Origin of the sequence: Membranihabitans marinus (assembly GCF_021729155.1) — a bacterium.
In the GTDB taxonomy this organism is placed as follows: Bacteria; Bacteroidota; Bacteroidia; order Chitinophagales; family Saprospiraceae; genus Membranihabitans; species Membranihabitans marinus.
This window is the reverse complement of sequence record NZ_JAJQYA010000016.1, coordinates 80,541-95,900: the sequence shown is the minus strand read 5'-3', so window position 1 is coordinate 95,900 and position 15,360 is coordinate 80,541. Positions and strand designations below refer to the sequence as shown.

The following is a 15,360-nucleotide window of genomic DNA, read 5'->3' as shown; positions in this document are numbered from 1 at the left end:
TCTCCATTCACTACATCACAATATCTTACGCAATCTCCCGATCCGTATATAGAAGGCCAACCAGCAGCAAACCAATAAGGGCTATTGCCATTGCCGTCCCAGAACCATTGGTCAGTCACTTCTTCATAATAGCCATCTGCAGACAATACTCGATCTCCTTTTTCCAAGAAAACATAGGGGAAATAACCACTACCTATAGAAGCAATAAGATAGTTTTCCCAATCATCAGCCAATCGTGCTACGATGTTCAATGCACCATATCCCAACTGTGAACTACTTGCATCAGCCAATACATCTGCAATATAACTTCCATCGATAATATCACCGATGGTATATTCGGTTTGAGCTTTGTCGTTTTTCTTTAAGATCACACTGGCCAAATACTCGTTCAATAAATCTTGTGCTTCGGCATTGACATAACCTGCGAGAAGTACTGCTGCGGGCAATTCATAGGTCACTGAACCCATTTTACCAGTGGGCAATTCGTAGTCGTGTAATCCCATGGGTTGTTTCCATGCGGCATATCGTTTAAGGGATTCTCCTGAATTCACTACGGCTTCTATCTCACAATAGGTCGTATCTTCTGCCTTTCCTTTAAATGAAGTTGGACCAAAGGCAGGCAATCTCAACACTACGATGGTATCTACCAAAGTCGTCATCTCTCCTGCTTTATTGAATACTTCCCATGTACGGAAAATCAATTCTGCCGTATCATTGTCTTCAGTACAAGAGATCGGCATAATCCAATCCGGTTGTACTGCCAATCCATAATACCCTGGACCTCGACCCTCATTACACGATACGGTAACCGATGGAGTATGTAGGCTGGCATCTGGAATATAGCCACAATAAGTGACGATCTTCCCTCGACTCACGCCGGCTGTGGGCAGATCGTAATCCGAAGAAGTCTTCCCTATTTGAAAATCCGATGTCAAAACGATGCTTGACGACTGAGGGATAAACAAACTAGACTGACAACTCGATACTGGATTGGATATTTGTAGGGTTAATATTTGCCCTCGATAATTACAGAGGTCCTCTCCTTCCATGATGAGATCTTGGCTCGTTAGATTTTCTCCTCGCCATACTTGACCGTTCCATTCATTGGTCACAGTGACCGATAGTTGATTTGCACATTCTGTTAGGCCAGGCACTACTTCATTGATGTACAATTCCATCATCCCTTGACCATCAATGGCTGGATGAATAGTGGAAATACAATTCATAGATTGTGGGCTAGGATCACATGGATCTGATTGATACTCCAATACCCCCATATCGATAGTATTATAAAATCGGGGATTGAGGGCTAAATCCACTTCTTGACCAGCTACCATATAGAAATCAGCCATGGTGGATGGATCTCCACTATTAATGGCTGGGGAAATATATAGCAAATTAAAATCTCCATTGGCCGCATCGACAAATAAGGGATCGGTAGAAAATAAATTCCCTCCATTATCAGAGACAGCTGAAGAATGATTTACCACTGTAAAATCTACATCGAATAAACAGTGAGATATAGAGGACGAAGCGTTATCATTAAAGAATACTGATCCTTGATTTAAGGCTGTATTTTTATAAAAAATACTATTGATGAACTCAGGTGAACTCCCGCTAATCCCTGTATTAGAATTAAAAATCACCCCACCTTCTTCGGCTGAATTGAAGGCAAACACACAATTGGTAAATACTGGAGAACTTTCACCACTATTGTTTGCATTATTATAAATAGCACCTCCATATTTATTAGTAGAGTTGTAGATGAATACACAGTTTGTTATCACAGGTGAGCTTTCACCATAATCCCCACCATTGTATATAGCACCACCGGTCAGATTAGCATGGTTAGACTCAAATAAACAATTGGTCATCACTGGTGAACTCTTTCCATAATCTCCTTCATTGAAAATAGCACCACCGGTCAGATTAGCATAGTTAGACTTAAATAAACAATTGGTCATCACTGGTGAACTTTCACCACCATCTTCACCATTATTAAAAATTGCTCCACCAGCAATATTGGATGAATTATCTACAAAAACACAATTCTGAATAATTGGATTAGACACATTCCCTAATTCAGAGCCATTATTATGCCAGCCACCACCATTGCTATTCTGATCTAAACCATCGGCATTCCCATCGGTGATGGTAAATCCATCCACTAGAGTTGCCGCACTGACATTCTGAGTATAGACTACGTGATAACTATTGTCTGTACTGTCATTCTGCACTCCTATATCTCCACTGAGAATGGTCTTATTCGCCTCCCAATCTCTATTTGCAAAAACATCTCCACCACTAGGAAATCCTCCGTAGACTTCAACATCTGTTGGAATATTAAATGATATCTCACGATTAGTAGTAACTGTAGGTTTATAAGTACCCTCTGCAACATATATCTTATCTGCGGCATCTGGACAATTTTTTAATAAATTAAGAGCTGATTGTAGATCAGTAAAGGCATCGGTCCACGAACTTCCGTTGTCTACTCCACTGGTTGCCGTTAGATCTACATATATAATATCATTTGTAAAACTATAACCATCACAGCTAAACTCATATACTCCCATGTCGATGTCATCATTAAATCTAGGTTGTAAACCCAGATCTACAGCATTTCCACCGATATTATAAAACAGGCTCATATCTGTCACAGGATCACCACTGTTAATAGCTGGAGAAGCAGGAAGTAAATGAAAATCTCCATTTGCGGGATCGACAAAGTGTTGGCTACTTGAATAAATATTATTCCCCGCATTAATATGATAAAAATCAGCCTCATCTAGATCGAAACTAGAATAAGAAAACATGGTCTGATTATCCGTACTCCAAGGAAAGAATAAAATATTTCCATTATTCTGAAAAATACAGTTCTTAACATAAGTATTTGACCCAGCGTATGTTTCAAACACTGAACTTCCTCTTGATTGATTATTATAATATACATTATTGGTATAGTAAGCTTCAATGTTTCCACCTGCACTTGTATTTTGAAACACAACCCCACCACCAACATTGCTATTTGCCTGATTGGAGTCGAAAACAGAATTACTGACTTTAATGACCCAATTTCCTCCTAAAGACGCATTTAAATTAATGGCTCCACCACTCGTACTGGCGATATTATTGAAAAATCGACAATTAATCATCTTGATTTCACCGCCAACATTTTGTAAACTTTGGCCATAAAAACCAGCACCATAGGTAGCAAAATTATTTTGGAATAGACAATTCTGAATAACTGGACTCGATGATTTGGTATCTCTAAAATTGAACCAACCACCTCCAAAAATATCGAAATTGATTCCATCGGCTCTCCCATCCTGAATGGTAAAACCATCCACCAAGGTAGAATCGCTTACATCTATTGTCTTCACAACATGGTAACTGCTATCCGTCCCCAAATCCCCACTTAGAATGGTCTCATAGGTTTCCCAATCTCTGTTTGCAAAAACATCTCCTCCTGTTGGAAATCCTCCATACATTTTCACACTATCGGGAATAACAAAGGATATGGTGGCATTCTCTGTATTTGTTGGTTTATAAGTACCCTCTGCTACATAAATCTTATCTGCGGCATCTGGACAATTTTGTAATAAATTAAGAGCTGATTGTAAATCCGTAAATGCATCGGTCCACGAACTTCCGTTGTCTAATCCACTGGTTGCCGTTAGATCTACATATATAATATCATCTGTAAAACTATAACCATCACAGCTAAACTCATATGCCCCCATATCGATGTCATCATTAAATCTAGGTTGTAAACCCAGATCTACAGCATTTCCACCGATATTATAAAACAGGCTCATATCTGTCGCAGGATCCCCATTATTAATGGCTGAAGAAGTGAGTAGTAAATGAAAATCGCCGTTTGCGGGATCGACAAAGTGTTGGCTACTTGAATAAATATTATTACCAGCATTAATATGATAAAAATCAGCCTCAGCTAGATCGAAACTAGAATAAGAAAACATGGTCTGATTATCCGAATTACTCGGACTAAAAAGATTGTTTCCATTATCTTGAAAGATAGAATTCTTCACAATGGTGTTCGACCCTTCGTTTGTTACAAAAACCGAACCTCCAGGGGATTCATTATTACTATACACATTATTGGTATAGTAGGCTTCAATAACTCCTCCCTCACCTGTATTTTGGTACACAACTCCTCCACCAACATTGCTATTCGCCTGATTGGAATCGAAAACAGAATTACTGACTTTAATAACCCATTTTCCTCCTATGGACGCATTTAAATTAATCGCACCTCCACTTAGGCTAGCTATATTGTTGAAAAACCGACAGTTAACCATCTTAATTTCACCTCCATCTCTGTTTACACTATGCCCATAAAACCCAGCTCCATAGGTTGCATAATTATTTTGGAATAGACAATTTTGAATTACAGGACTTGAGAATTTAGTACTACTCCTATTGTACCATCCACCTGCATAGCGATCAAGACTACTTCCATCAGCTCTTCCATCTTGAATGGTGAATCCATCGACCAAGGTAGAATCACTTACATCGATCGTCGTCACCACATGATAACTGCTATCCGTCCCCAAATCTCCGCTAAGTATGGTCTCATTATTGTACCAATCCCTTTCTGATAGATTGGTTTCCATGCCGTCAAATCCACCATAGATTTTTATACTATCGGGAATAACAAAAGAAATAGTTGGATTATCATCTTGACTAGGTTTATAAACACCTTGAGCTACCCATATTTCATCTACTGAGGCAGGACAAGATTGGGCTATAAACAAAGCATCCTGAAGATCGGTGTAGGCATCTGCCCAATTAAGTCCAGTATTATTTCCACTGGTTGCAGCATGATTGACGTAAATAATACCGTTAACGGTATTGACATCACCACATACATTTACCTCATACGGCCCCATATCTATGGCATTCAATATTCGAGGATTTAAATCCAAGTCCACAGCCATACCGCCGACCATATAGAAGTCATCGGTTAAAGTTGTGGGATGTCCTTGGTCTATCGCTGGAGAGTTTACCATTAAATGAAAATCGCCATTAGCTGGATCTACAAAACCGGGATTGGTCTCAAATAGATTATTATCCGCTACATTGGACGCAATACCTGCCTGTCCATTATTCCCACCAGATTCTACGTCAAATAAGGAATGTTTAACAATCGTAGTCACATCATTATCAATATCTTTAATGCATACACTATTGGTATTGTTATAGAAAATAGTATTAACTATTGAATCTCTTAATTCTCCTAGACCTTGGCTATACATTTCATTTTCATTGACCACGGTAGCTGAAGAATTGGAATTGTTATTTGCAAATACACTATTAATAATATCGACAGACAATTCCCCATCAGAATTGTTATTGAAGACAATACCGCGATCACTGGCTACATTCTCAGAAAAAATGGAATTAATGATTTTAGCATTCAATATTCCAAGAGTATAAGTACTTGGACCGAAGAACATAGTTACAGCCCTATTTGCTATGGCTGCTCCATTATCGGTAGATGAATTGCCCTTAAACTCAGAATTAACGATTAAATTATCAGCCATACCTCCAGCTGTAATATTGGCTAGAGCTCCTCCCTTAGGACAACTATTATTCTCGAATACAGAACGGGAAATTTCAACCATATTCAATCCATCAGAATAACCACTATTTACAATTGCTCCACCAGCACCAAGATAACCGTCAGTTACACTATTATTTAGAAAATAGCAAGAATCTATGATGGTCGTATTTAAACCTAAAAAATAAGCATCGTTTATGATGGCTCCACCGCCATAAGTAGAAGTATTACCCTCAAATCTAGAAGCAAGAATCTGAGCAGCGCTTTCCCCTCCGTCTATTGCTTCATTAAAAATAGCACCTCCACCACTATCAGCATTATTATCGATAAACTTACAGTTGATAATGGTAGGACTAGATTCATTGGCATCTCCTCTGGCAGTATTAAACACTCCGCCCCCAACACTTAGATAAAAACTATATTCATCTGCATTACCTGAGCGAATGGTAAATCCATCTAATCGCGTGGTTGAATTTACATTTTCCATATATACTACGTGGTAACTATTGTCGGTATCTACACCTATCGATCCAATATCACCACTGAGAATGGTTTCATTCGTTTCCCAGTTTCTATCATTCAATTGTGTTTCACTCCCCAAGAATCCACCATAGACCTTGATCCCACTAGGTATTTCAAAAGATTCAAAACGATTACCACTCGTTGAAGGATAATAGCTGCCTTGAGCTACCCATATTTCAGAAATCATTTCCGGACAATTCTGGGCAAGTTCTAGAGCAGATTGCAAATCTGTAAAAGCGTCATTCCAATTGAGGCCGGAATTACTTCCCATGGCTTGATGATTGACATAGATTATTCCATTGACGGGTTGCACCGCGCCGCAATTGTACTCATAAACCCCCATATCAATGCTGGTGGTAAAACGCGGCATTCTTCCCAAATCGACAGCAGAGCCGTTTAACATATAAAAATCGTTAACGTCTGTGCTAGGATTCCCTGCATCTATAGCAGGCGATGTCATACTCAATCGAAAATCTCCACCAGCCTCATCTATGAACTGAGGCATTGTAGAATATATATTATTTCCACCATCGGTATGGTCAAAATCCGTATTTGCTTGATCGATTAATGAATACTCAACATTGATTACTGTTGCAGTGCCCAAAACAACAGTGTAAGCACCTTGATTAGAAGACAATATAGAGTTGGAAACCGTCACATCTATATCATTACTTCCATATATTAAACCTGCATTAGTTGCATTGTTCAGGGAATATACATTATTGAGATAATTCCCCACCACACTTCCATTCCCAGCCGCATTATGATATATAGCGGAACCGTAATATGCTTGATTTCTGAAAAATAAAGTATTAACCACATCGACGTCCAAGCTACCCCCTGTTGAAGCATTAAAATGTAGCGCTCCACCATAATTGCTGGCTACATTATCGACAAACTGACAGTTCAGTATTTTTATTTGACTAGGACCAGATCCAATATTGAAGGAATAAAATCCCCCTCCATGGACAGCAAAATTATTTTTAAATATGCAATTTTGAATAACAGGACTGGACTCATTTGAACCGGTTCTTCTATTTAACCATCCCCCTCCAAAACTTTCAAGACCTGAACCATCGGCCTTGCCATCTTGTATGGTAAATCCATCTACCCAGGTATCGTTACTCACATTTTCAGTATAGATAACGTGATAACTGGTGTCTGAATACATATTACCACTTAATATGGTAGGGTATTTTATCCAATCTCTATCTTCGCGATTGACTTCTGACCCAGTAAAACCTCCAAATAATTTGACCCCATCTGGAATAACAAAAGATTTCGTCCGCGGATCTCCATAATACCCAGTGTTATACGTTCCTTGAGCTACCCAAATTTCATCGCCACTTTGCAGATTGACATCGTTCAAAGCATCCTGCAAATTGTAATAGGCCGTCGCCCAAGACAATCCATCATAACTACCGCTTGAGGAATTGTAATCCACATAATAGATAGTTTGGGACAGTAATTGACTTGACACAAAAATCAAAGAAAAAGATAAGAACAAGTGAAAATTTCTAAATAATAATCGCATAGGGGCCTTACAATTTATTAGAGATCAAAAATTAAAATAACATCAAATCTACAAATGAATTTACAGATTATTACAATTAAAATTATATAAAATAATAATATAACACAGTATTGATTTACACACATCAAGAACCTCTAGTTTTAAATAAAATACACATCTTAAAATATTTTAATATGTATATATTTATTTAAAAATACTTAAATCCATTTTATTACAATCAAAATTTAAAAATCGAAAAGAAAAGCCGCAACAATGTAGGCACAATACATACAAAATACTATTAATCAATATATTAAAACAAATACATCGTCAACAATTACCACAACAACCCATATATTTAAAATAATAAGTTTATATACACTTCGATTAATAACTATTGACGTTTTACCGATATAATATAGTGGTAATCCCTGTGGTTAGTCCTTCAAGGATTACAATTCCTATATATCTTCACGAGAAATAACAGAAATATTTATCTGCGAAAAATCAATGTTATATTTAGAGAAATAAATAATAGAAAGCTAATAGACAGTTGTTATAGACCATAATAAATGTAGCTGAGAATGCTACATCAACAATAAATATAATCCACCAGCAATAAATGCTCCTATTACCGGCCCAACAACAGGGATCCAAGCATAATTCCAGCCCGGATTTTTGTACAAGAATGAATAAACGATCCTCGGCCCCATATCTCTAGCGGGATTAATGGCATATCCCGTTGTTCCTCCCAGAGACAGACCGATGACCCATACCAAAAAAGCAACAGGTATGGCACCAATAGAACCCAAACCTATAGGGGTTGGATCTACTTCTCCCAATTGAGCTCCAGAAATATACAAGACTACAAATATCAAAACAAAGGTACCCAGTACTTCTGACAACAAATTATTCCATCGATGATCAATGGCAGGACTAGTACAAAAAGTCGCTTTAATAGCGCCTTCATCTTCAGTGATTCTGTAATGAGATCTATAAAATAGATATACGAAGAAAGCACCCAACATGGCGCCCAGCATTTGGGACATAATATAAGGTAGGACATCAACCCATAAAAACTGTCCGGTAATGGCCAAACCCAATGTAACTGCCGGATTGAGATGAGCACCACTATATGGGCCAGCTACCACTACTCCGGTAAATACAGCCAAAGCCCATCCCGTGGTAATAACGATCCATCCTCCATCACCAGCATAAGTATCTTTTAAGGCCACATTGGCTACTACTCCATTACCTAAAAGGATTAGCAAAAATGTTCCGATAAGTTCTGCTATATATGGTGTCATACTTTACTATTTTTACAATATGATATACTATTTTTTTGAAGCCCAATTTCTAGATCTGCCCACGGCATCATGCCAACGATCCATCATATCACCGACTTCATCGGCCGACAATTGAGGAGAAAATTTTCGATCCAACTGCCATTGACTTTTTATCTCATCGATATTTTTCCAATACCCGGTGGCCAAACCTGCCAAATATGCCGCTCCCAATGCTGTGGTTTCCAACACCTTGGGCCGCACCACATCACTCTGCAATAAATCTGATTGAAACTGCATTAAAAAATTATTGGCAACAGCGCCTCCATCTACTCGAAGTTCTTTGCTTTTGGATCCCATATCCTGCTCCATGGCATGAATGACGTCGGCTACTTGAAATCCAATGCCCTCAAGTGCAGCTCGCACAATATGAGCAGCCTTTGTTCCCCTTGTCAGCCCAACAATGGCACCACGTGCAAACTGATCCCAATACGGTGCGCCCAAACCGGTCAATGCAGGTACAAAATAAACTCCGTCGTTGTCGTCTACCGAGGTTGCCAAAGCCTCTGTAGCCACTGCCTCGTGAATGATACGCAATCCATCGCGTAACCATTGAATGGCAGCTCCTCCGATAAACACACTACCCTCCAACGCATAGCTCACCTTTCCATCGATTTTCCAAGCAATAGTGGTCAATAAATTATTTTCGGATTGAATGGCCTCGTTTCCCGTATTCATCACTAGGAAACAACCTGTGCCGTAAGTAGTCTTACCCATTCCCGGCTCTAAACACATTTGTCCAAATAGAGCGGCCTGCTGATCTCCAGCTACACCACTAATGGGAATTTTAGATGAAAATAACGTGGTTGCCGTTGTTGTAATAATCTCACTGCTTTGCTTCACCTCTGGCAACATCTCTGCAGGAATATCAAACAGAGACAACAACTCTTCGTCCCATGACTGGGTATGAATGTTGAACAACATGGTTCTCGAAGCATTGGTAATGTCGGTGGCGTGGACTCTTCCACGAGTAAACTTATAGATTAACCAAGAATCAATAGTACCGAATTTTAGTTTACCATTGTTTGCTTTTTCTCTAGCCCCCTCTACATTGTCCAATATCCACTTCAATTTGGTGGCGGAGAAATAGGCATCGATAACCAACCCTGTCTTGTCTCGAATCATGGATTCATGACCGGCCTGTTTTAATGTTTCACAATAAGAAGACGTTCTTCGATCCTGCCACACAATGGCCTTGTGAATGGGTTGCTGAGTATCCACATCCCAAACTACCACCGTTTCTCGTTGATTGGTTATCCCTATGGCTTCGATATTATCGCCCGAAAGATTGGCTTTGGCCACGGCCTCAGCCGCTACAGAAGACTGAGTGGACCATATTTCATTGGCATCGTGCTCTACCCAACCCGGCTGGGGAAAAAACTGAGTAAAATCCTTTTGCGCCATAGATATAATACGACCAGAATGATCAAAAATTAAAGCTCGAGAACTTGTTGTCCCCTGATCCAAAGACAAAATATATTTTTTAGACATAAGAATAATCTAGATTTATTATACTAATAGAATTCGCTAAGTTAAAATTTTATATTAAATATCGAGATTGAATTGCCATAAATGACTTTAAATCACTTTCCATATCATATCCCCCTCCCAATTCCCTCTGAAGGATTTCACCAATTAAAGGAGAAACCTCAAATGCACCTTGGGCATCGAGGAACAACAGTCGAATTCTTCTCGACAAAACATCTTCAATAGTACATGCCATATCGTGTCGTATGGCATACACTACATCTGCTACTGTATATGGAAAATCTGGGTGAAGTTGACTCACCCACTCTTGATTTTCACTTTGAATCTGTTGTAACTTTTCGGTATTCTTATCGTGAATTTTCAAATCATAGGTCTCACAAGACTTCTGTGACAACAATCCAATTTGGATAGCTTTATCGACCACATCTTCAGCCATTTTTCGATAAGTCGTCCATTTTCCCCCTATAATGGTAATCATTTGATTGGGAGAAACGAGGACTTTATGACCTCTAGATATTTCTTTAGTATTTTTTTCTTCATCCTCTGGAGCAACCAACGGTCGCAAACCGGCGAATAAAGACTTTACATCTTTTTTTTCTGGAGCACGGGTTAAATAATTTTTGGCAGTATCCAATACAAATTGAATTTCTTCTTCCAACGGACGAGGTTCAAAACTAACTTTTGATACCGGGGTATCCGTAGTACCCAACATGACCTTGTCATGCCATGGAACGCCGAAAAGCACACGACCGTCTGATGTTTTGGGCAACATCAATGCCCTATCCGAGGGCCAAAAAGATCGATCAACCACTAAATGTATTCCCTGACTGGGGGCAATTATAGATTTTTTATCTTTTTTCTCCATTTGGAGAATGTCATCTACAAAAACTCCAGTGGCATTGACGAGTGATTTACATTGCAATGAATATTCTTCACTGGTCAAACCATCTTTAAAACTGACTTGAAACATGGATTCCTCTTTATCGACCTTTGTCACTTCAGCATGATTCAAGACTTGAGCTCCATAATCCATTGCTGTGCGTGCTATAGATATAGCCAACTCGGCATCGTCAAACTGACCATCGTGATATTGAATAGCACCTTTTAGCCCTGTAGTCTTGAGATTGGGCATCAGTTCTATTGCTTTGGAACGAGAGATATAATTGGACTTACCCAAAGACCATTTACCAGACAAAATATCATATAGTTTCAAGCCAATTAAATAAAACGGAATTTCCCAATATTGATAAACGGGTAAGGCAAATACCCGGTTGGACACCATGGTGTGGGCATTTTTCATAATCCTCCCCCTTTCCTTTAATGCCTCCAGCACCAAACGAATATTTCCCTGAGCCAAATATCTTACACCACCGTGGAGCAACTTCGTACTTCGACTCGATGTCCCCTTCGCAAAATCAACTTTTTCCAACAACACCGTCGAATATCCTCTAGTCACGGCATCCAAAGCCACACCTAAGCCGCTGGCTCCCCCTCCAATTACTACGACATCATACACCTTATTGGCTTCTTTTAATGCAGATAAAACTTTCGATCTATTCATAATTATTTCGTTAACTGTCGTAAATATATCATTTATTTTCTTTTTTTGGAGATTTATTCTAAGTATATTTACACTTCAAGGTCAAACAAAACACAAAAATGAAAGTTTCCGAAAGACATCGATACATTTTAGACAAATTAAATTTATTAGGTCACATTTACGTTGCCGACTTAAGCGAGGAATTAGAAGTTTCTCCAGTGACCATCAGAAAGGACTTGACTTATTTAGAAGACAAATCACTGCTCTATAGAATTCACGGCGGAGCAAGTCAGAGCGATCCCCATATTCAAGAAAAACAGATATCTGAAAAGATTCATATCAATTACGCGGAAAAATTAACCCTGGCCATGAAGGCCAAATCCTATGTTCAGCCCGGAGATTCTATTATGTTGGGATCGGGTACTACTATGGCCATCCTAGCACAACAGCTCAAACAAATCAACAATCTGACCATTGTCACTTCAGCTCTACAGGTGGCTATGGATTTAGGCGAAAACCCAAGCAATAAGATCATTATTCTAGGTGGAAATATGCGCAACACCTCTTCTTCGACCATTGGTTCCCATGCAGAGGCCATGCTCGATCACTATGTATGCAATAAACTATTCTTAAGTGTAGACGGCATTGATATTCAACAAGGCTTGACAACAGCCAGCAATTTTGAAGCTTCTCTCAATCGAAAAATGATTCAGCGATGTGCACAATTCATTGTCTTGGCCGACGCATCAAAATTGGGTAAAATAAGTGTGGGTAAAATTGCCGATCTCGACAAGGTCGATCACTTGATTATGAATACATTAGATTCAAATTCAAAGATGGAACAATTACTTTCTTTTGGATTCAAAACCGATTTTGTCTAAATCCTACAGGATAAACTGCTCCAAAGCGAAACCAAACAATATAAAAACGAAAGTCCGACCTCGAATGGATTAGGCATTTGCATAATACAGGGTTATTAAATAACCTACAAACTTTTTTAGAATAAGACAGTCTATTGGATACTTTGTACTTCATTTGGTCATGTCTCTACTAGGCGTGATTAAACCATAGTTAAAAAGGATTTCTCCTTATGATACCAAGTCGTCCACTTCGACTTAGTTCAGTGCGTCGCTTCCAAGACTTTACAATCTTATGTCCCCCGCTGGCGGGGATTAGGGGGTGGACCAGTGGAAATTTAACTATCCATCTGCTATAATAATTCCCATATTATCGATGCGATTTATACCATATCAAACTATACATTTCACTATACAAAACCCTGGCTTTCCAAATGATGATCTCATTTTAATTCAAATAAAAAAGTTTAGGAATTAAATGAACCCATAAGGCTAAAACAGAATTAATATATTAACCTACAACTTTTACAGGATAAGTCAGACGGTTGAAAAAAAACTCCTCTGTAAGTTGAATTAAAGCTAACCTTTATATAATACAAATCTATATTGATAATTTGTTTAACTTGGTATTTTTGCAGCAAAATATACAATATGAATACGGTACGCTTTATCCTACTTACATTAATATGTTTCATAGGAATACAGACAACAATGAGTGGTCAATCGAGGACGTCTATGACATACAACATCCGCTATGCCAATGAAAAAGATGGTCCTGATCGTTGGGACGAAAGAAAAGAATCACTGGTTAAAGAGATACTTTTTTACGAGCCTGATTTCTTAGGCGTTCAAGAAGCAGTACACGAACAAGTACTATATTTAGATCAAGCACTGAAAAAATATAAATACATTGGAGTAGCGAGAAATGACGGTCAAACTGAAGGTGAATACAGCGCCATATTTTACCATACCGAAAGAGTTAAAAACATTGAGGCTTCTACCTTCTGGCTATCAGACAGTCCAGACATTCCATCAGTGGGCTGGGATGCATCGCTTAAACGAATATGCACATACGGTAAATTTAAATACCTAAAATCGAAAAAGGATCAGATCTATGTATTTAATACCCACTTCGATCACAGAGGTATAAAAGCAAGAGAAAATAGCGCCGATCTCATATTGAAAATGATAGAAGAAAAAACCGGTAATCAAGAGGCAGTTATCCTAATGGGCGACCTCAATCTCACGCCGGATACTGCACCGATAAAAATGTTTTCTGCAGCCATGCAGGACAGTTACACCGCCTATGATGAAATCCCATTTGGTCCTACAACGACTTATACTGGTTTTAAAATCACAGAAAATCCGAAAAAAAGAATTGATTATATCTTTGGAAACAATAAAGTGAAATTTGAAAAAACAGCCGTCCTCAGTCATTGGATAGATATGCATTTCAACTCCGATCACTTTCCAATATTTGCCCAGTTTTCGATTAAAAAATAAGTATTTTGAAATTTAAATATTTACTCCCATTCTGTTTTTACATCCTGATTCACAATCCAATTGCGGGTCAGGACACCATCCGCTTTATGACCTATAACATACTACACGGTGCGACGACAAAAAACGATTTCAACCTAGATGCTATAGCCAAGGCCATCTCGGACTTAGATCCCGATTTTGTCGCTCTTCAAGAAGTAGATTTCAAAACCAATAGAGCACATGGATATGACTTACCTACGGAATTGGGATACAGAACAAAAATGGCTTCCATTTATGCCACAGCCATGCTATACGATGGAGGATATTATGGAGAAGGTGTACTTTCTAAATACCCTTTTATATCTACACATAATCATCCTCTACCTCACCATGTAGATCACGAACCTAGAGCGGCATTATCAACTCTGGTATTGACACCAGCTGGAGATACTATTCAGTTTATTGGTACACACTTGGATCATCTTAACAACTCCATTAGCCGTACTGCACAAGCCAAGAAACTGATTGAGTTGTTTTCGAATAGCAAGTATCCTACAATAATAGCTGGAGATTTGAATGCTACTCCAGAAAGTCATGATATTCAAATTATATTGTCGGCTTTTAAGGCTTCAGATATTGGTCCTAATTATCAAAAAACCTACTCTTCGTCCAAGCCCACAAAGAAAATAGACTACATCATGTACGACATGCATCATTCGTGGAGGGTTGTCAAATCGGAAGCTATATGTGATGAATACGTTACTGACCACTGTTATTATTATGTAGATATCGTATTGGAAAATAATTAAGAAAATTGAATGACCGAATGAAGTTGCCCAAAGGGCAACCAAATGTCCTTAATGGACATTTGATGAGGGAACCGGAGCCACTGGCTCCGGCGTGATTGCCCTGTAATTCGTGAGGATTCAGCCACTGGCTTAGGCTTAGTATTAATATAATCTAGGATAGAAGACGCAAAATCTTGCGCCTCTACAAAAAGGCGTGATTGCCCTGTAATTCGTAAGGATTCA

Annotated in this window: 6 protein-coding genes and 1 pseudogene; 3 read left to right on the top strand and 4 right to left on the bottom strand. The window is 38.7% G+C overall.

Annotation, left to right across the window (positions count from 1 at the left end; translation table 11 throughout):
- From LVD51_RS11700 to LVD51_RS11685, 4 genes and pseudogenes are all read right to left on the bottom strand, one after another.
- Window positions 1-7,640 (bottom strand): annotated as a pseudogene (locus tag LVD51_RS11700) (hypothetical protein); the annotation flags it as partial.
- Between the two features lie 566 nt (window positions 7,641-8,206).
- Window positions 8,207-8,926 (bottom strand): MIP/aquaporin family protein, encoded by a 720-nt coding sequence (locus tag LVD51_RS11695; protein WP_236971562.1) that lies wholly within the window; start codon window positions 8,924-8,926, stop codon window positions 8,207-8,209.
- Window positions 8,927-8,953: 27 nt separating this feature from the next.
- The gene (gene glpK, locus LVD51_RS11690) at window positions 8,954-10,453 is read right to left on the bottom strand and encodes a glycerol kinase GlpK (protein WP_236971561.1); all 1,500 of its coding nucleotides are present in this window, start codon (window positions 10,451-10,453) and stop codon (window positions 8,954-8,956) included.
- Between the two features lie 49 nt (window positions 10,454-10,502).
- A complete protein-coding gene (locus LVD51_RS11685) occupies window positions 10,503-12,011 on the bottom strand; it encodes a glycerol-3-phosphate dehydrogenase/oxidase (RefSeq protein ID WP_236971560.1) in 1,509 nt (502 codons plus the stop codon).
- A gap of 98 nt (window positions 12,012-12,109) precedes the next feature.
- Here LVD51_RS11685 and LVD51_RS11680 point away from each other — a divergent pair, with 98 nt between their 5' ends.
- The 3 genes from LVD51_RS11680 to LVD51_RS11670 all read left to right on the top strand — a co-directional run bounded on the left by LVD51_RS11680 (window position 12,110) and on the right by LVD51_RS11670 (window position 15,138).
- Window positions 12,110-12,871: a DeoR/GlpR family DNA-binding transcription regulator gene (locus LVD51_RS11680; RefSeq protein ID WP_236971559.1), complete on the top strand. Its 762-nt coding sequence runs from the start codon at window positions 12,110-12,112 to the stop codon at window positions 12,869-12,871.
- 711 nt (window positions 12,872-13,582) lie between these two features.
- A complete protein-coding gene (locus LVD51_RS11675) occupies window positions 13,583-14,350 on the top strand; it encodes an endonuclease/exonuclease/phosphatase family protein (protein ID WP_236971558.1) in 768 nt (255 codons plus the stop codon).
- Between the two features lie 5 nt (window positions 14,351-14,355).
- Window positions 14,356-15,138: an endonuclease/exonuclease/phosphatase family protein gene (locus tag LVD51_RS11670; protein WP_236971557.1), complete on the top strand. Its 783-nt coding sequence runs from the start codon at window positions 14,356-14,358 to the stop codon at window positions 15,136-15,138.
- The last annotated feature ends 222 nt before the right edge of the window (window positions 15,139-15,360 follow it).